16 protein-coding genes are annotated in these 17,567 nt (G+C 58.6%); 7 read left to right on the forward strand and 9 right to left on the reverse strand.

All coding sequences use genetic code 11. From position 1 onward, the window contains the following. Positions 1-6 precede the first annotated feature (6 nt). On the forward strand, positions 7-2,679 hold the full coding sequence (acnA, locus tag ACOWVD_RS03400; RefSeq protein ID WP_197799635.1) for an aconitate hydratase AcnA: 2,673 nt from the start codon (positions 7-9) through the stop codon (positions 2,677-2,679). Between the two features lie 56 nt (positions 2,680-2,735). On the opposite strand, the gene ribA is transcribed toward acnA, so the two are convergent. Then, positions 2,736-3,329 (reverse strand): GTP cyclohydrolase II, encoded by a 594-nt coding sequence (gene ribA / locus ACOWVD_RS03405; protein WP_004930678.1) that lies wholly within the window; start codon positions 3,327-3,329, stop codon positions 2,736-2,738. 279 nt (positions 3,330-3,608) lie between these two features. Between ribA and pgpB the strand changes: the two genes are divergently transcribed. The 3 genes from pgpB (at position 3,609) to lapB (ending at position 6,153) form a co-directional block, all read left to right on the forward strand. Then, positions 3,609-4,373, forward strand: a complete 765-nt coding sequence (gene pgpB, locus ACOWVD_RS03410) for a phosphatidylglycerophosphatase B (RefSeq protein WP_197799633.1) — start codon at positions 3,609-3,611, stop codon at positions 4,371-4,373. 298 nt (positions 4,374-4,671) lie between these two features. After that, entirely contained in the window at positions 4,672-4,974 is a 303-nt protein-coding gene (locus ACOWVD_RS03415) for a LapA family protein (RefSeq protein WP_004930650.1), read from the forward strand. Positions 4,975-4,980: 6 nt separating this feature from the next. Beyond that, entirely contained in the window at positions 4,981-6,153 is a 1,173-nt protein-coding gene (lapB, locus tag ACOWVD_RS03420; protein WP_164094893.1) for a lipopolysaccharide assembly protein LapB, read from the forward strand. A 60-nt stretch (positions 6,154-6,213) separates the two neighbouring features. On the opposite strand, the gene ACOWVD_RS03425 is transcribed toward lapB, so the two are convergent. Next, complete coding sequence (locus tag ACOWVD_RS03425) at positions 6,214-6,513, reverse strand: Arc family DNA-binding protein (RefSeq protein ID WP_015378033.1); 300 nt, start codon at positions 6,511-6,513, stop codon at positions 6,214-6,216. Between the two features lie 171 nt (positions 6,514-6,684). Beyond that, positions 6,685-6,945: a multiple stress resistance protein BhsA gene (gene bhsA / locus ACOWVD_RS03430; protein ID WP_049242944.1), complete on the reverse strand. Its 261-nt coding sequence runs from the start codon at positions 6,943-6,945 to the stop codon at positions 6,685-6,687. A 329-nt stretch (positions 6,946-7,274) separates the two neighbouring features. Here bhsA and pyrF point away from each other — a divergent pair, with 329 nt between their 5' ends. Together pyrF and yciH are read left to right on the forward strand one after the other, a co-directional pair. Then, a complete protein-coding gene (pyrF, locus tag ACOWVD_RS03435; RefSeq protein WP_049242941.1) occupies positions 7,275-8,003 on the forward strand; it encodes an orotidine-5'-phosphate decarboxylase in 729 nt (242 codons plus the stop codon). A gap of 10 nt (positions 8,004-8,013) precedes the next feature. Next, complete coding sequence (yciH, locus tag ACOWVD_RS03440; RefSeq protein ID WP_049242939.1) at positions 8,014-8,340, forward strand: stress response translation initiation inhibitor YciH; 327 nt, start codon at positions 8,014-8,016, stop codon at positions 8,338-8,340. 188 nt (positions 8,341-8,528) lie between these two features. Here the strand turns inward: yciH and osmB are convergent, their stop codons facing one another. From osmB to ACOWVD_RS03460, 4 genes are all read right to left on the reverse strand, one after another. After that, positions 8,529-8,747 (reverse strand): osmotically-inducible lipoprotein OsmB, encoded by a 219-nt coding sequence (gene osmB / locus ACOWVD_RS03445; RefSeq protein ID WP_004945176.1) that lies wholly within the window; start codon positions 8,745-8,747, stop codon positions 8,529-8,531. Positions 8,748-9,018: 271 nt separating this feature from the next. Further along, positions 9,019-9,765: a DNA-binding transcriptional regulator YciT gene (locus tag ACOWVD_RS03450; RefSeq protein WP_004930631.1), complete on the reverse strand. Its 747-nt coding sequence runs from the start codon at positions 9,763-9,765 to the stop codon at positions 9,019-9,021. Positions 9,766-9,815: 50 nt separating this feature from the next. Further along, complete coding sequence (locus tag ACOWVD_RS03455) at positions 9,816-12,248, reverse strand: formate C-acetyltransferase/glycerol dehydratase family glycyl radical enzyme (RefSeq protein ID WP_273890363.1); 2,433 nt, start codon at positions 12,246-12,248, stop codon at positions 9,816-9,818. Between the two features lie 4 nt (positions 12,249-12,252). Then, on the reverse strand, positions 12,253-13,152 hold the full coding sequence (locus tag ACOWVD_RS03460) for a glycyl-radical enzyme activating protein (RefSeq protein WP_406887289.1): 900 nt from the start codon (positions 13,150-13,152) through the stop codon (positions 12,253-12,255). A gap of 149 nt (positions 13,153-13,301) precedes the next feature. Between ACOWVD_RS03460 and fsa the strand changes: the two genes are divergently transcribed. Further along, positions 13,302-13,967 carry a fructose-6-phosphate aldolase gene (gene fsa, locus ACOWVD_RS03465; protein ID WP_049242933.1) on the forward strand — a complete coding sequence of 222 codons (666 nt, stop codon included), beginning with the start codon at positions 13,302-13,304 and terminating at the stop codon, positions 13,965-13,967. 380 nt (positions 13,968-14,347) lie between these two features. Here fsa and ACOWVD_RS03470 read toward each other — a convergent pair whose 3' ends face one another. Together ACOWVD_RS03470 and ACOWVD_RS03475 are read right to left on the reverse strand one after the other, a co-directional pair. Then, on the reverse strand, positions 14,348-14,959 hold the full coding sequence (locus ACOWVD_RS03470) for a hypothetical protein (RefSeq protein ID WP_043147540.1): 612 nt from the start codon (positions 14,957-14,959) through the stop codon (positions 14,348-14,350). A 441-nt stretch (positions 14,960-15,400) separates the two neighbouring features. After that, positions 15,401-17,467: a carbon starvation CstA family protein gene (locus ACOWVD_RS03475; protein ID WP_197799626.1), complete on the reverse strand. Its 2,067-nt coding sequence runs from the start codon at positions 17,465-17,467 to the stop codon at positions 15,401-15,403. Positions 17,468-17,567 lie beyond the last annotated feature (100 nt).

Genomic DNA, 17,567 nt, shown 5'->3' on the forward strand with positions numbered 1-17,567 from the left:
GGAGCTATGTCGCCCGATCTTCGTGAAACAAGTCTGGATAAGCTGGTTGCGCTGAATAGCGAATATTACTACTACAGTCTGCCGCTGGCGGCGAAGCAGCTGGGTGATATCGACCGGTTGCCGAAATCAATGAAAGTGCTGTTGGAGAACCTGCTGCGCCATGTGGATGGCGATACCGTGCAGGTTGACGACCTCAAGGCCATCGTCGCCTGGTTGCAAACCGGCCATGCTGACCGTGAGATCGCCTACCGTCCGGCGCGCGTGCTGATGCAGGACTTTACCGGCGTGCCGGCGGTGGTGGATCTGGCGGCGATGCGCGAAGCGGTACGGCGACTGGGCGGCAATGTCGACCAGGTGAACCCGCTGTCGCCGGTGGATCTGGTGATTGACCACTCGGTCACCGTCGATGAATTTGGCGACGATAATGCCTTTGAAGACAACGTGCGCATCGAAATGCAGCGCAACCACGAGCGCTACACCTTTCTGCGCTGGGGGCAGAAGGCCTTCAACCGCTTCCGCGTGGTGCCGCCGGGCACCGGCATTTGTCACCAGGTTAACCTCGAATACCTTGGCCAAACGGTGTGGCACAGCGACGAAAGCGGCCGCCGCGTGGCCTATCCGGATACGCTGGTGGGCACCGATTCTCACACCACCATGATCAACGGCCTGGGCATTCTCGGCTGGGGCGTCGGCGGTATCGAAGCGGAAGCGGCGATGCTGGGCCAGCCGGTGTCGATGCTGATCCCGGACGTGGTCGGCTTCAAGCTGACCGGCAAGCTCCGCGAGGGCATTACCGCCACCGATCTGGTGCTGACCGTCACCCAAATGCTGCGCAAACACGGCGTGGTCGGCAAGTTCGTCGAGTTTTACGGCGACGGCCTGGCCGATCTGCCGCTGGCCGATCGGGCGACCATCGCCAACATGTCGCCGGAGTTCGGCGCTACCTGCGGCTTCTTCCCGGTAGACGATGTCACGCTCGGCTACATGAAACTCAGCGGCCGCAGCGCCGAACAAATCGCGCTGGTGGAAGCCTACGCCAAGGCGCAGGGCATGTGGCGCAACCCGGGGGATGAGCCGGTATTCACCAGCTCGCTGGCGCTGGATATGTCGACGGTGGAGGCGAGCCTCGCCGGGCCGAAACGCCCGCAGGATCGCGTGGCGCTGCCGAATGTGCCGCAGGCGTTCAAGGCTGCTACCGAGCTGGATATCGGCGGTCACAAGGCCAAAACAGACAGCAAAACCTTTACGCTGGACGGGCAGCAGCACGAACTGCGCGACGGCGCAGTGGTGATCGCGGCGATCACCTCCTGCACCAACACCTCCAACCCGAGCGTGATGATGGCGGCCGGCCTGCTGGCGAAAAACGCCGTCAAGAAAGGGCTGCGCAGCAAACCCTGGGTAAAAACCTCGCTGGCGCCGGGTTCCAAAGTGGTGACCGACTACTTCGACAGCGCCAAACTCACCGCTTATCTGGAAGAGTTGGGGTTCAACCTGGTGGGGTATGGCTGTACCACCTGCATCGGTAACTCCGGCCCGCTGCCGGATCCGATCGAGCAGGCGATCAAAGAGGGCGATCTGACCGTGGGCGCGGTGCTGTCGGGCAACCGTAACTTCGAAGGGCGCATCCACCCGCTGGTGAAAACCAACTGGCTGGCCTCGCCGCCGCTGGTGGTGGCTTATGCGCTGGCGGGCAGCATGAAGATCGATCTGACCAAAGAGCCGCTGGGCGAGGGCAACGATGGCCAGCCGGTCTACCTGAAGGACATCTGGCCGAGCAGCCGGGACATCGCTCAGGCGGTGGAAGAAGTGCGCACCGAGATGTTCCACAAGGAGTACGGCGAAGTGTTCGACGGCGATGCCAACTGGCAGGCGATCCAGGTGACCGGTTCGGCGACCTATCAGTGGCAGGAGGATTCTACCTATATCCGCCATCCGCCGTTCTTCAGCACCATGAAGGTGAAGCCGGATCCGGTGCAGGACATCAAAGATGCGCGCATTCTGGCGATTCTGGCCGACTCTGTGACCACCGATCACATCTCGCCGGCGGGTAACATCAAGCGCGACAGCCCGGCGGGGCGTTACCTGAGCGAGCATGGCGTAGCGCCGCAGGATTTCAACTCCTACGGTTCACGCCGTGGCAACCACGAAGTGATGATGCGGGGCACCTTCGCCAACATTCGCATCCGCAACGAAATGGTGCCGGGCGTGGAAGGCGGCTATACCCGCCATATTCCTTCGCAACAGCAGCTGTCTATCTACGACGCCGCCATGCAGTATCAGCAGGAGAAGGTGCCGCTGGCGGTGATCGCCGGTAAAGAGTACGGTTCCGGCTCCAGCCGCGACTGGGCGGCGAAGGGGCCGCGCCTGCTGGGCGTGCGGGTGGTGATTGCCGAATCCTTCGAGCGTATTCACCGCTCTAACCTGATCGGCATGGGGATTTTGCCGCTGGAGTTCCCGCAAGGGGTGACGCGTAAAACGCTGGGGCTGACCGGGGATGAGCAGATCAGCGTTGGCGGCCTGCAACAGCTGCAGCCGGGCCAGACGGTGCCGGTGCACATCACCTATGCCGACGGGCGCAAGGAAGTGGTCGACACCCGTTGCCGCATCGATACCGGCAATGAGCTGACTTACTACGAAAACGACGGCATCCTGCACTATGTGATCAGGAAAATGCTGTAATTAATCAATAAAAAGGGCGCCGTAAGGCGCCCTGATTGTTTCCGCGGCGGTGGCGATCACTTCTGGTCGAGCAAATGGCCCATTTTGGCGGCCTTGGTTGCCAGATAGCGTTCGTTCTTCGGGTTGCGGCCGACGATCAACGGCACGCGTTCGCTGATGTTGATACCGGCTTCGGTCAGGATCTCGACCTTTTTCGGGTTGTTGGTCAGCAAACGCACCGCGTCGACGCCCAGCAGTTTGAACATGTCGGCACACAGGGTGAAGTCGCGCTCGTCGGCGGCGAAGCCGAGCTGGTGATTGGCTTCCACGGTGTCTGCGCCCTTATCCTGCAGGGCGTAGGCGCGGATCTTGTTCAACAGGCCGATATTGCGGCCCTCCTGGCGATGGTACAGCAGGATGCCGCGGCCTTCTTCCGCAATCTGCTCCAGTGCGGCTTCCAGTTGAAAACCACAGTCGCAGCGCAGGCTGAACAACGCGTCGCCGGTCAGGCATTCGGAATGCACGCGTGCGAGCACCGGCGCTTCGCCGGAAATATCACCGAATACCAGTGCCAGATGGTCATGTCCGGTCGCCAGTTCTTCGAATCCTACCATCAGGAAATCGCCCCAAGGTGTCGGCAGTTTAGCCTCTGCCACCCGTTTCAGCTGCATGTCACTCTCCACAAAAACCTACGATTCAATCATTGTCGCGCATCCTAAGTCCGGTTCAGTAAATTGACCAAGACTAAAACGTGCTACGCCGATCTCTATTTCGTTAATTATCGGCTATTTTGCCACAACTTCTTGCCGGGCGGTGCTCAGCAAACCAGCAGATGGCGTTTTCTGGCCACCTATTATTGCGATAGGTTTCCTATCTGTTTAATTTTTCGCGTGTTATCAATATTGCACTCTTGTTACACTGCAGCCTGATTCACGCAGAGGAAAATGGGAATGTATGAGATAGCAAAACGTACGGCAGGCGGCGCGCTGCTGCTGCTGTTGATGCCGCTGGTCGTATGGGCATCCGGCTGGCATTGGCAGCCCGGCGGCAATGATCGGCTGCTCAAAGCGCTGTTCTGGGTGACCGAAACCGTAACCTCGCCGTGGGGTATTATGACCAGCGCTGTCCTTTGCGGTTGGTTTTTGTGGTGCCTGCGCTTTCGGCTGAAGGCGGCCATCGGTCTGGCGATCCTGCTTTCCGCCGCGTTGGTGATTGGGCAGGGGGTCAAGTCGTTGATCAAGGATCGGGTGCAAGAACCGCGGCCGTTTGTGGTATGGCTCGAGCAAACCCACGGCGTGGACGGAAAATATTTCTATTCGCTGCATCGCAAAGAGCGCAGCGCGCTGGTGCGCGAGCAACTGCAAGACCAGACGCTGGTACCGAACTGGCTGCGCAAGCACTGGCAGTTTGAAACCGGCTTCGCTTTCCCGTCGGGGCATACGATGTTCGCCGCCACCTGGGCGCTGTTGGGCGTAGGGCTGCTGTGGCCGCGCCGCCATTATAAAACCGTTGCGCTGCTGATGGTGTGGGCAACGGGGGTGATGGGCAGCCGTCTGCTTCTGGGCATGCACTGGCCGCGCGATCTGGCGATGGCTACGCTGATCAGTTGGCTGCTGGTGGTGGTCACCTGCTGGCTGGCGCAGCGCTGGTTCGGCCCGCTGACGCCGCCGCCACAAGAGCAGCAGGAAATCGCGGCGCGCAAGCCGGAGATATGATCGCTATGTGACCATGTCACAAAATAGGCGGCATCGGATCGGTGCCGCATTAACCGCTTACATTTTCCCGCCATTGCAATTCGCCCGGTTGCCCCCATATCCTTATAAATTCGACGTTTTGAGAAGCTTTCTCATCAATTTGTTCGCTAAGACCGTTTACTGCCGAATATGCCAGCAGATATGTGGTTTTATCGTGCGGCAGGGTTTCCCTGCCGCAGCGGGAAATGCTAACTTAAGGGTTAGGGACGCCACATTTTGGCATCGTTCATCCGATTCACTCGGCATCGCGGGAAAGAATGTGAAATATTTGCTGATTTTTTTGTTGGTTCTGGTGATCTTCGTGATTTCCGTCACCTTGGGTGCGCATAACGATCAGGTGGTCAATTTTAACTATCTGGTTGCGCAGGGCGACTATCGCGTATCGACCCTGTTGGCCACGCTGTTTGGTGCCGGTTTCGTTCTCGGCTGGATCATTTGCGGCCTGTTCTACCTGCGCACGCGTATTGCGCTGGGTCGCGCCGAGCGCAAGATCAAAAGGCTGGAGCTGCAGCTTGAGCAGCCCGCTGAACCGGCGGCTCAGCCTGTTGTCAGCAAGGAATAATCCTCTATGTTAGAACTGCTGTTTCTGTTGCTGCCCGTGGCTGCCGCGTACGGTTGGTACATGGGGCGCAGAAGCGCTCAGCAGGATAAACAGCAAGAAGCCAACCGCCTGTCGCGCGAATACGTGGCAGGGGTGAACTTTCTGCTCTCCAACCAGCAGGACAAGGCGGTCGATCTGTTCCTCGACATGTTGAAAGAGGACAGCAACACCGTTGAGGCCCACCTGACGCTGGGTAACCTGTTCCGTTCGCGCGGTGAAGTCGACCGCGCCATCCGCATCCATCAGGCCTTGATGGAAAGCGCCTCCCTGACCTTCGAACAGCGCCTGCTGGCGGTGCAGCAGCTGGGCCGCGACTATATGGCGGCCGGGCTGTACGACCGCGCGGAAGACATGTTCAGCCAGTTGACTGACGAAGCGGATTTTCGCGTCTCGGCGCTGCAGCAACTGCTGGTGATCCATCAGGCGACCAGCGACTGGCAGAAAGCGATCGACGTGGCGGAAAAGTTGGTCAAGCTGGGCAAAGAGAAACAACGCGTCGAGATCGCGCACTTTTACTGTGAGTTGGCGCTGCAGGCAATGGGCAGCGACGATCTCGATCGGGCGATGAGCCTGCTCAAGCGGGCGGACGCCGCCGATAAACAGTGTGCGCGCGTGTCCATCATGTTCGGGCGCATCTACATGGCGCAAAACGACTACGCCAAAGCGGCAGAGTCGCTGCAACGCGTATTGAGCCAGGATAAAGAGTTGGTCAGCGAAACGCTGCCGATGCTGCAGGAATGCTACACGCATCTGCCGGAACAACAGCACAACTGGGCCGATTTTCTTAAGCGCTGCGTGGAAGAGAACACCGGCGCTACTGCCGATCTGATGCTGGCCGAGATCATCGAGCAGCACGAAGGGCGCGACGTGGTGCAGATCTATATCAACCGTCAGCTGCAGCGTCATCCCACTATGCGGGTGTTTTATCGGCTGATGGATTATCACCTGGCGGACGCTGAAGACGGCCGTGCGAAAGAAAGTCTGCTGCTGTTGCGCGATATGGTCGGCGAGCAAATTCGCACCAAGCCGCGATACCGCTGCCACAAATGTGGCTTCACCGCGCACTCGCTCTATTGGCATTGCCCGTCGTGCCGCGCCTGGTCATCGGTCAAACCGATCCGCGGTCTGGACGGGCAATAACGCGGCGGCGCGACAAAATAAAACGGGGCGATTTATCGCCCCGTTTTTTTATGTTCATACTTACTTTTTCTTGCCGCCTTTGGCGCCGGTTTTTAACAGCTGGCGGAGTTTCTTCAGCTCTTTCTGGCTCAGCGGCTGTTCAATTTCTTCTTCGGTGCTTTGATTGTCGATTTCGCCGTGGTGCAGCTCATCCGCCTTTTTGGCCGGTTTTTCTGCTTTGGTGGCGGGCGCGCTGAAACTGCTTTCCAGGCGCTGGCACACTTCCACGCTCAACGAAAATTCGTTTTCAGCGGCGGCGGCGCGGATTTTTTCCTTGAGTTCCAGAGGAATTTTAATGGTAAGTGTCGATATCTCGCTCATTTTGAAAGCCTTTCTGCAGGAAGATGCCTTCAAGCTAAGCCACTGGCGATCGGGTGTCTAGTGTGTAATAAAAATTTAATATTTATGTAACAAATGGGGCGGGGAAAATGCGTTTTTTTCAGGCGGCAAACAGAGGCAGGGCCCGAACGTTCGGGCCCTGTACCGGAAACATTATTTGTAGATGATCGCGGTGCCGCTCAACATGTTGTTACCACCGGCGGAGATGATGCGGTAGCTGCTGGCGCCCTGGGCATCCGCTTTAGCGGCCAGCTTTTTCTCCAGGCTGCTGAGGGTCGTTGCGTGACCTGCGGAAACGATGCCGGTGGCGGTCAGGTTATCGGCCTGCTGGCTGCTGATCGGTTCAGCGGCTAAGGTGGCGAAAGAGGTCAGTGCGATAGCGGCTGCGGCTGCAAAATATTTGATGGTTTTCATAGGTGACTCCAGTCTGTTTATTTAGGAAGGAAGCCGTTCGCTTCCGATGTGGTGAATAATAAAGCATCCGTGCCGATTGAAAATCTGATAATGCTGAGCAAGTCTTTCAAAATATCTGATTAACAATTTACGCATCTTTACGGCGTTTTACGCTGCGTGGTTTATTGCTGACGGGCGTTCATTGACGCGCCATGACAAAGGCGGGAGGTAACATGACAGAGCGTAGGTGCGCGCTGCGGCTGGGATTTCGGGCCCCCGACATGTAGAATGCGGCGGTCAGTTTCGCGGGTGAGTCCCTGATTATCTCCATTTTACAAAAGGTAGAAGAAATGAAGTCTGAAAATAACGCTAATAACAATGACTTAAAATCATCTCCAATCGTTGTGGCGTTAGATTACGCCGATAAGAACGCTGCGCTGGCGTTCGCCGACCGTATCGATCCGCAAGACTGCCGGCTGAAAGTGGGCAAAGAAATGTTCACGCTGTTTGGGCCGCAGCTGGTGCGCGATCTGCATGGGCGCGGTTTCGACGTGTTTCTCGACCTGAAATTCCACGATATTCCCAATACCACTGCGCATGCGGTAGCGGCGGCGGCCGAACTGGGCGTTTGGATGGTTAACGTCCACGCCAGCGGCGGCTCGCGCATGATGACTGCCGCTAAAGAAGCGCTGGCGTCATTCGGGACGGATGCGCCGCTGTTGATCGCCGTAACCGTGCTCACCAGCATGGAAGCGGAAGACCTGCGCGGCATCGGCATCGAGGCCAGCCCGGCGGAACACGCCGAGCGCCTGGCGCGCCTGACCCGCGACTGTGGGCTGGACGGCGTAGTGTGTTCGGCACACGAAGCGCAGCGGCTGAAGGCGGCCTGCGGGCAGGCTTTCCAACTGGTTACGCCGGGGATCCGCCCTGAAGGCAGCGCGGCGGGCGATCAGCGCCGTATCATGACGCCGGTGCAGGCGCAGGGCGCCGGCGTGGACTATATGGTGATCGGGCGTCCGATCACCCAATCTGCCGATCCGGCCGCGACGCTGCGCGCGATCCGCGCCTCTTTGGCCTGAGGAACCGCCGATGAGTGACGATAACAGCCGCCTGGTGTATTCCACGGACACCGGCCGCATCAAGCAGGAAGAGGTTAAACCGCAACGCGCCAAGGGCGACGGCATCGTGCGCATCCAGCGCCAGACCAGCGGTCGCAAGGGGAAGGGCGTATGTCTGATCGCCGGCGTTGATCTGGATGATGCTGCGCTCGATAAACTGGCGGCCGAGCTGAAAAAGAAATGCGGCTGCGGCGGTTCGGTGAAAGACGGGGTCATCGAGATCCAGGGCGATAAACGCGATCTGCTCAAGCAACTGCTGGAAGCCAAAGGCATGAAGGTCAAACTGGCGGGCGGTTGAGGTGAATCGCCATGCCGCGGTGCAATGCCGTGGCATGGCTTGAGGTTGTTGCTGCCGGGGGTTAGCCCGTTAACGGCAAAAGAACCATAGACTTAACGTAAAACAGACCTGAAATCATCGTTATTGGTTAATACGTCAAAGCGCCAAGGCGCTTTTGCCCGCCTGTCGGCGGAGGGCTCTCGGTCAGGTTATTTACCTACCTGGTGACCGATAATGCCCCCTACCGCAGCCCCACCCAGCGTACCCAGCGCGCTGCCGTCTGTCAGCACTGCGCCGCCGACTGCACCGGCGCCGGCGCCGATAGCGGTGTTGCGATCGCGTTTGGACATGTTGGAACAGGCACTGAGTGAAAACGCCAGAGTCAGTGCCAGAGCGGCGGTGGCGAAACGTTTATTGATAATCATCATAATGACTTCTCCTTAGCATTGGCTATATGGAAGTGCCCTATAAGTATAGGCGTTAACCATAAATCAGGCCTGCTGTTGATTCCCGCACAGTATCGATATAAAAAATGGCATTTTTTGTTAACGGCCGAATAATTAGCGGGTTACGGCCCAAAAGTCGCCGAAACTGAGTATAGGTTTCTCGGGAAGGATAAACAGGTAAATAGTCTTAAAATCCTGCGGTGCAAGGGGAAAGACGCGCGGCGTGGCCCGCGCGGTGCGGCGGTGGTCTGCGTTATTCGTTGACCAATTCCACCTGTACGCCCTGGCGTTTCAGCTGATGCTGATACTCCAGCGCCAAACGTGAATCGGTGATCACCCGGCTGATTTGCCCCGGCTGCGCCAGCGGATTGGGCTGGATCTGGCCGAATTTGCTGGAGTCCGTCAGCACGATATTCTCCACGCCCTTGGCCAGTACCGCGCTGACCACATCGGCGCGCATCATGTCGCGGCCGGTAAAGCCGGTTTCGGCCTGAAAGCCGTCAATGCCGATAAACGCCTTATTGAAATGCACCTGCTGAATGCACAGCCGCGTCAGCGGGCCGACCACGGTCTCGCTTTTCTTCTGGTACATGCCGCCCAGCACAATCACGTCGCAGTCGGTTTCTTTCAGCAGGTTGGCGATGTAGTGGCTGACGGTGATCAGCGTAATGCGCTTGCGTTCGGCAATGTAGCGCGCCAGCAGGGCGTTGGCGCTGCCGCTCTCGATAAAGATCGTCTCGCCGTCGTTGACCTGCGCGGCGGCGTATTGCGCCAGCCGCTGCTTGAGGGTGAAATTGGACATCATGCGGGCGTCGACGTCGTCGCTCTCCAACGCCACGGCGGAACCGTGCACCCGCTTCAGATAACTGCGCTTTTCCAGCAGGTTGAGATCCTGCCGGATGGTGACTTCCGAGACGCCCGAGGCGCGCGCCAGCTCATTGACGCTGATCCGCCGGCGATCGTTAACCAACTGCAATATGGTCTGTTGTCGTAAATTCATATCGGCCTGATGATGCGGCCGCCAAGGCGCGGCCGCTAAGAGTCAAAGGTTTAAAGAGTATGTTCTGTGCGCGCAATAATATCATCCTGCGCCTCAGGGGATAATGCGGTAAAGAAGGCGGAATAGCCAGCTACGCGAACCACTAAATCACGATATTGGTCAGGGTGTTGCTTCGCCGCCAGCAGCGTTTCGCGCGACACGATGTTGTACTGCACATGCCAGCCGCGGTAGCTCTCGAAGAAGGTGCGCAACATCAGCATCAGCTTTTCCCGATCGCGCGGGTTGTCCAGCGTCGCCGGGTTCAGCTTTTGGTTGAGCAGCACGCCACCGAGGATCGCCTCGGTCGGCAACTTGGCGAGCGAATTGAACACCGCCGTCGGCCCCAGGTGGTCGGTGCCGGACGCCGGACTGGCGCCTTCCGCCAGTGGCGCGTGCGCCTTACGACCATCGGGCGTGGCCAGAGTGGCGGCGCCGAAGGGCACGTTGGCCGAGATCGACGAGGTGCCGGCGTAGTAACCACCGCCGATCGGCCCGCGGCCGAAGCGGGTGTTGCGATACTGCTTCAGTTCTTCGATATAGGTTTGGTAGGCGCGCACCAGCAGCCGATCGACCTCGTCCACGTCGTTGCCGTATTTGGGCGCAGCGTTAAGCAGCCGCTGGCGCAGCTGCTCGCCATCCAGCCCGGCGAAGTCTTTGGCCAGCGCCGTCGCCAACTGCTGCTGGCCGATCGCCCCCTGGTCGAACACCAGTTTGCGCACCGCCGCCAGGCTGTTGCCCAGGTTGGCGATGCCGACCTGCAGGCCGGAAACCCAATCGTATTTGGCGCCGCCTTGCTTGATGCTTTTACCGCGTTCGATGCAGTCATCCACCAGCGCGGAACAGAGGATATCGTGGGCATTCTCTTCCAGCACGCTGTCCACCACGCACTCGATCTCGATCGACTTGCGCGTGTAGTAGCGGATTTGCCTATCCCAGGCGGTTAAGACCTGCTCGAAATCGGCGAAGTTTCCTTTGGACAGCGCCTGTTCCTGTGGCAGGAAGATCTGCCCGGAGGTCGCGTCGCGGCCCTGTTCCAGCGCCGCCAGCAGCACGCGGGCGAAGTTGATGAAGCTCATGCCGGTGCAGCGATAGCCCCATTTTCCGCCGACGGCGGTCTCGATGCAGCCGATGGCGGCGTAGTCGTAAGCGTCTTGCGGTTCGACCCCCAACTTGATGAACTCGGGAATGACGATTTCGTCATTATTGAATGCCGGCATGCCGAAGCCGCAGCGGATCACCTGTACGCAGGCGTCGAGGAAATCGGCGCTCATCCCGGCGTGGTAACGCACGCTGAGGTTGGGCTGGGTGGAGCGCAGGCGGCCGCAGGACTCGAGAATGGCGTAGGACAGCGGGTTGACCGCATCGCATGGCCGGCCGTCGAGCAGCTTCTGTCCGCCGATGGTGACGTTCTGGTACAGCGGGCTGCCGGCGGAAGCCTTGGAATGCGAGCCGGAGCGGATCTTGTTGACCTCCAGCAGCTTCAGCCAGCAGCTGTGCAACAGCTCGATGGCGTCTTCCCGCGCCAGCTTTTGCTCCAGCTCCACGTCACGCCGATACCAGGGATAGAGGTATTGATCGAGGCGGCCAAAGGAAACCGAATGGCCGTTGGATTCGATCTGCAACGTCAGCTGGATGAAATAGCACAGCTGCAGCGCCTGCCAGAAGGTTTGCGGCGGGCGATGGGCGATCTGTTCACAGTTATCCGCGATGGCCAGCAGCTCGGTGTGCCGGCCAGTGCGCGGTTCGTTTTGCGCCATGTCGCGCGCCAAGCGGGCGAAGCGCAGGATGTGTTCGCTCAGCGCCGCCAGCACGATGTCGATAGCGTTGAGAAACTGCGCTTTGTGCAGATCTTCCCACTCGCTCAGGCGCAGGCGGTTGCGGCGCGCGTTCACTTTTTCACGCAGGCCGTCGAGACCTAGCTCCAGCAACAGCGGGAAGTTGACCGCCAGGTGAGCATCACCGGAGGTCATGTTGCCCTCGGCCTTGATGATGCCGGTGGCCAGCAGCGCTTTTTGCTCGTCGGTGAACATGCCGTAGCAGCGATCCTGCACCGTTTGGCCGCGCCACCAGGGGCACAGGCGATGCAAAATCGCCTTGTTCTCTTCGCTGACCGAAAAACCGGCGCCCGGCCGGTCGGCCAACTGGTCTATTTCGTTTTCTATCCAGCCGACGGTGTATTCGGGGAAGATCGGCGCGGCGCGCAGTTCGCTGGCCTGGTTGCCGACGATCAGCTCGTCGTTGGCGATCCAGATGCTGCGTTTCGCCAGGTGGTTGGCCAGCGCCAGCGCGCGGCGCACCGGCAGCGGCTTGTCCTGATGCTGTTGATAGGCTTCGGTATAGTGCTGCGCGCGTTCGGTGCACACCGGCGGTTTGACGATGTGAATCAGCGCGTTCTTGTGCGCCTGAATGCGGGCGCTGAGGGTGGTCAAATCCAACGTGGTCATGGCGTTATCCTCGCAAAATGGCGGTCAGGCCTTTGGCGCCGGCATAGGCTTCGGCGAAGGCCAGCAGATCGGGCGCGTCCAGCGGCGTGTGGGCGGCGCGGTAGGGCTCGCCGAGCAGGTGGTACTTGTTGATGCCCAGCGTGTGGTACGGCAGAAAGTGGATCTCCGATACGCCGATCTCGTCGGCGGCGAAGTCGACGATCGCGCGGACTGAGCGGCGATCGGCGTTGAAATAGGGGATCAGCGGCACGCGCACGGTCATTGGCACGCCATGCGCCGCCAGCCGGCGGAAATTGTTCATCACCCGGCGTGCGGAGCCGCCGGTCCAGGCTCTGAAGCGCGCTTCGTCGATGTGCTTGAGATCGGCCAGCAGCAGATCCAGCCACGGCAGCGAAGGGGCGATGTAACGCCAGGGAACGTGCAGGCAGGATTCGACGGCGGTGTGGATACCGGCCTCGCGGCCGCGCCGCAGCAGTTCCGCCGCAACCTCCGGCTGCATAAAGGGCTCGCCGCCGGACAGCGTTAAACCGCCGCCGCTGCGCAGGTAGAAAGGCTTATCCCGCATCACCTCGGCCATGATATCGTCGGGGGTGACCGGGCTGCCGCACAGGCTGAGTGCGCCGGTCGGGCAGGTGGCGGCCAGGGCGGCATAATCGTCTGCGCTAATCAGCTCGCGTTGCAGCGTCAGCGGCCCGTCGGTGCGCTGCAGCCCTTGCGGACAACGCTCGGCGCACAGCGTGCAGCCGCTCAGGCACAGGCGCTCGTCAAACAGCAGGTCTGCGTGGCGCGAACGGCTTTCCGGGTTCTGACACCAGCGGCAGCTCAGCGGGCAGCCTTTTAAAAAGACCACGCTGCGGATGCCGGGGCCGTCATGGGTCGAGTAGCGCTGCAGATTGAAGAACATGAGTCACCCGTTTGGCGTTGCTGAATCTTTCGCTATTAAAGGTGTTTCGAATGAAAGTTGGATTGATTTTGATCAAAGGTTGACGTTTTTTTTGCCCTATGATGATCAGAGTTTGAATCCGTCAACAGAACATGACACAGGAGTCCGTGATGGAGCTTTATCTCGATACCGCCGATGTGACCGCGGTAAAACGCCTGGCGCGCATTCTGCCGCTGCACGGCGTCACCACCAACCCGAGCATTGTGGCGAAGGAAGGCAAGCCGATCTGGGAAGTGCTGCCCGCGCTGCGCGACGCCCTCGGCGGCACCGGCAAGCTGTTTGCGCAGGTGATGGCGGCCGATGCGGAACGTATGGTGGCGGAGGCGGCGCTGCTCAGCCAGCGGGTACCGGGGTTGGTGGTCAAGATCCCGGCAACCGCCGAAGGGTTGGCGGCGATCAAGAAACTCAAAACGATGTCCATCCCGACGCTGGGCACGGCGGTATACGGCGCCGGGCAAGGGCTGTTGGCGGCATTGGCCGGTGCGGAATATGTGGCGCCTTACGTCAACCGCGTGGACGCGCAGGGCGGCGACGGCATCGAAATGGTGCACGAGCTGCAGCAGCTGTTGAGCCTGCATGCGCCGTCGGCGCAGGTGCTGGCCGCCAGCTTCAAAACGCCGCGCCAGGCGCTGGAGTGCTTGCTCGCGGGCTGTCAGGCCATCACGCTGCCGGTGGACGTGGCGGAGCAGTTCCTGAATGCGCCGGCCGTACAGGCCGCGGTCGAGAAGTTCGAGCAGGATTGGCAGGGGGCGTTCGGCAGCAGCCTGCTGAACTGATGGCCTGCGTCTATTCCTCGGTGCTCACACTATTATCGCTAAAGGATGGCGGCTACGCGCCATCCTCCTTTCATTATCCATTATCGGCTTTCCTTTCACTTAATTTTCGCTGAACTGTTTATTTTCCGCACGACCTCTCTTTCGGGAAAAATCGATTGATTTTCGCCCTTATCGGCTCATAATTCGTCACTAAAGCAGTGTCATTACAATTATTTAAATTATTTATAATATTGCACTTTTCTTCAGGTAGGTAATCGAGTCGCTTCCCTGGAATAATTTGGTATACCCTGGTGGTGGAGATGTGTCTTTTGATTTTTCGCTGCTACAACCTGATATGAGTGCGAAACCTAAGAGTGTGATGATCAATTGGTTGTATTTTTTCATTTTTTCAATAACCCAGTAAGATATAAGTCTTTGTCAGTAATTTTCCCTTGTAATGTACACATGATACTCACAACACCTTTCTCTTTATTGTCTTCTATTATAAACAATTTTTCTGCTGAGTTCTCTTCTGGTGCTACACCGTCAACGGCTGAGTTATTAGCCATCCATTGGCCATCAACGGTGTTTCGTATCATTGGGTTGTAGGTGTAAATATTTCCAATTTTAACTAGGTTGATTTTCTGGGATAGAATTTTCACAATCTCATTAAAGGATTGAAGGGACTCAAACCCCCAATAGTAGAATTGGCCTTTCACATCAAATGTGCTAATTTCTTTGTATTTATCAAAGTCGGTATAAGTAACAATAAAACTATTAACCTCAATGCCTTCCGGGGATGTAAATGTGGTCGGGAACGATAATTTTCCGGTGGTTTTTAACATGGATATATCTAACGAAGGGATGAGCGACTTTAAATTCCCATCATTCTGTATTTCTTTAAAAAATGATGCATCGCAGTTTGCGAGTGCTTGAATTGTTGAGTTAGCGTTTGCGTATTCTGCAATTCCCATCAATATATAGAGCAAGCATGCCATATGTCTCTTTTTCATAATCATTTCCTTATGTTACGTTTTAAAACAATCTGAAATATAACATAACGATAATGGAAGATCAGCAATGATACCCTTGTGATACTTCAGTTTCTTTGCACTTCGGTAAATGCCCATTGCACCGAAGCTTCTGGTATGTATGTTCCCGAGTAGTCGCTGAAAATCTCCTATCCCCTATCTCGTGTCTTTACTGCACGTTGTGGTCTAGCGTCAGGCGAACGGCATGGCCGGGTGCCAGTCGTGCCATACGCAACTGAGCGAAAGCAAAAAATAGAAATAGCCTAGGCAGGCAAGAAATAAAACAGCTGCAGCAGTCCGTTGATCGGTGAGGCGGAGGCGGATGCCGCCGTAAACGCAATATTGCCCACCGGCGCGGTAACGACCCAACCCCTCGAGCAGCGCATTGCTCGAGAGGCCGGCCGTCTATCTCAACCCCGGGACTCAGCCACGGCTGGTTTCCTCCCGCAGTGCGGCGCTGACCTCGTGCGCCGTCGGTTGTTCGGAACGCAGCGCCCGGCGGATGGCGAAGAAAGCGGCGATCAGCATGGTCACCGCCACCAGCATAAAGAACCCGCACAGCGCGGCGTTGATTTGGTTGCTGAACACGATGGTCTCCATGTCTTTTAACGACTTGGCCGGCGCAATGATCGTGCCTTGCTCGATGCCGGTGGAGAACTTCTTCGCCTGCGCCAGGAAGCCGATGCTCGGTTTTTCGTGGAAGATCTTCTGCCAGCCGGCGGTCATGGAGGTCACGAACAGCCAGGCGGTCGGCAGAATAGTCACCCAGGCGTAACGCTGCTTCTTCATCTTGAACAGCACCACGGTACCGAGGATCAGCGCCATCGATGCCAGCATCTGGTTGCCGATGCCGAACAGCGGCCACAGGGTATTGATGCCGCCGAGCGGATCGACCACCCCCTGATACACGAAGAAGCCCCAACCGGCCACCGCCACCGTGGTGCCCGCCAGGTTGCCGAGCCAGGAGCGGTTGTTGGCCAGCTGCGGCACCGCCACGCCCACCAGATCCTGCACCATAAAGCGGCAGGCGCGGGTGCCGGCGTCGACGGCGGTCAGGATGAACAGCGCTTCGAACAGAATGGCGAAGTGGTACCAGAACGCCATCATCGCCCGGCTATTGAACACCTCGCTGATGATGTGCGCCATGCCCACGGCGAAGGTCGGGGCACCGCCGGCGCGCGACAGTATCGAATTCTCACCCACCTCTTTGGCGATCAGCGCCAGCGTTTCCGGCGTGACGATAAAGCCCCAGCTGTTAATGACCTGCGAAGCATTTTCCACCGTGGTGCCGATCAGCGCCGCCGGCGAGTTCATGGCGAAGTAAACGCCCGGATCCAGCACCGAGGCGCAGATCAGCGCCATGATGGCGACGAAAGACTCCATCAGCATGGCGCCGTAACCGATAAAGCGAATGTGGCTTTCGCGCTCCACCAGTTTGGGCGTGGTGCCGCTGGAAACCAGCGCGTGGAAGCCGGAAATGGCGCCGCAAGCGATGGTGATGAACAGGAATGGGAACAGGGCGCCTGCGAACACCGGGCCGCTGCCGTCGATAAAGCGCGAGACCGCCGGCATTTTCATCTCCGGCATGGCGAAGACGATGCCGATGGCCAGGCCGATGATGACGCCGATTTTCATAAAGGTGGAAAGGTAATCGCGCGGCGCCAGCAGCAGCCATACCGGCAGCACCGAGGCGACGAAGCCGTAGATCACCAGCACCCAGGTCAGGGTGGTGCCGTGCAGCGTGAAGAACGGCCCCCAATAGGGATCTTGCGCCACGTTACCGCCGTAAACGATCGCCAGCAGCATCAGCACGAAACCGATCACCGAAATTTCAGCGATCTTGCCCGGCCGGATAAAGCGCATGTAGATGCCCATGAACAGCGCGATCGGGATAGTGGCGGCGATGGTGAACAGCCCCCACGGGCTGTCGGCCAACGCTTTTACCACCACCAGCGCCAGCGCCGACAGGATGATGATCATCACCCCCAGCGCGCCGAGCATGGTGATCACCCCGGCGAACGCGCCCAGCTCTTGCTTGGCCATTTCCCCCAGCGAACGTCCGTCGCGGCGGGTGGAGATGAACAGCACCAGAAAATCCTGCACCGCGCCGGCCAACATAACGCCGACCAGGATCCAGATGGTTCCCGGCAGGAAGCCCATCTGCGCGGCCAGGATCGGCCCCACCAGCGGCCCGGCGCCAGCGATGGCGGCGAAGTGGTGGCCGAACAGCACCCATTTGTTGGTGGGCACATAGTCCAGGCCGTCGTTGTGGCGTTCGGCCGGGGTAAGACGGCGGTCATCCAGTTCAAAGACCTTGTCGGCGATGAACCGGCTGTAGAAGCGGTAGGCGATGCTGTAGCAGGCGACGGCGGCGACCACCAGCCAGACGGCGTTGACGTGTTCGCCGCGGCTGAGCGCCAGCATGGCGAAGGCGAAAGCGCCGACCAACGCCACCAGCAGCCAGATAAGTCCGGACCTGATGTTTTTCATGAAACAACTCCTTGGCGTACAGAGGTAGAAATTGACGTTGTTATTAGGGATGACGTTTTAACAGTAGAAGTTTTGCCGCCGAACCGCGGCAGGTCGGATG

The sequence above is a fragment of the Serratia sp. SA088 genome (assembly GCF_049065515.1).
In the GTDB taxonomy this organism is placed as follows: domain Bacteria; phylum Pseudomonadota; class Gammaproteobacteria; order Enterobacterales; family Enterobacteriaceae; genus Serratia; species Serratia nematodiphila.

Excerpts from the sequence above, each read along its gene's own strand:
- acnA (WP_197799635.1), top strand. The coding sequence starts at position 7 with ATGTCGCCCGATCTTCGTGAAACAAGTCTGGATAAGCTGGTTGCGCTG.
- ribA (WP_004930678.1), bottom strand. The coding sequence starts at position 3,329 with ATGCAGCTGAAACGGGTGGCAGAGGCTAAACTGCCGACACCTTGGGGC.
- pgpB (WP_197799633.1), top strand. The coding sequence starts at position 3,609 with ATGTATGAGATAGCAAAACGTACGGCAGGCGGCGCGCTGCTGCTGCTG.
- lapB (WP_164094893.1), top strand. The coding sequence starts at position 4,981 with ATGTTAGAACTGCTGTTTCTGTTGCTGCCCGTGGCTGCCGCGTACGGT.
- ACOWVD_RS03425 (WP_015378033.1), bottom strand. The coding sequence starts at position 6,513 with ATGAGCGAGATATCGACACTTACCATTAAAATTCCTCTGGAACTCAAG.
- bhsA (WP_049242944.1), bottom strand. The coding sequence starts at position 6,945 with ATGAAAACCATCAAATATTTTGCAGCCGCAGCCGCTATCGCACTGACC.
- pyrF (WP_049242941.1), top strand. The coding sequence starts at position 7,275 with ATGAAGTCTGAAAATAACGCTAATAACAATGACTTAAAATCATCTCCA.
- yciH (WP_049242939.1), top strand. The coding sequence starts at position 8,014 with ATGAGTGACGATAACAGCCGCCTGGTGTATTCCACGGACACCGGCCGC.
- osmB (WP_004945176.1), bottom strand. The coding sequence starts at position 8,747 with ATGATGATTATCAATAAACGTTTCGCCACCGCCGCTCTGGCACTGACT.
- ACOWVD_RS03450 (WP_004930631.1), bottom strand. The coding sequence starts at position 9,765 with ATGAATTTACGACAACAGACCATATTGCAGTTGGTTAACGATCGCCGG.
- ACOWVD_RS03455 (WP_273890363.1), bottom strand. The coding sequence starts at position 12,248 with ATGACCACGTTGGATTTGACCACCCTCAGCGCCCGCATTCAGGCGCAC.
- ACOWVD_RS03460 (WP_406887289.1), bottom strand. The coding sequence starts at position 13,152 with ATGTTCTTCAATCTGCAGCGCTACTCGACCCATGACGGCCCCGGCATC.
- fsa (WP_049242933.1), top strand. The coding sequence starts at position 13,302 with ATGGAGCTTTATCTCGATACCGCCGATGTGACCGCGGTAAAACGCCTG.
- ACOWVD_RS03470 (WP_043147540.1), bottom strand. The coding sequence starts at position 14,959 with ATGAAAAAGAGACATATGGCATGCTTGCTCTATATATTGATGGGAATT.
- ACOWVD_RS03475 (WP_197799626.1), bottom strand. The coding sequence starts at position 17,467 with ATGAAAAACATCAGGTCCGGACTTATCTGGCTGCTGGTGGCGTTGGTC.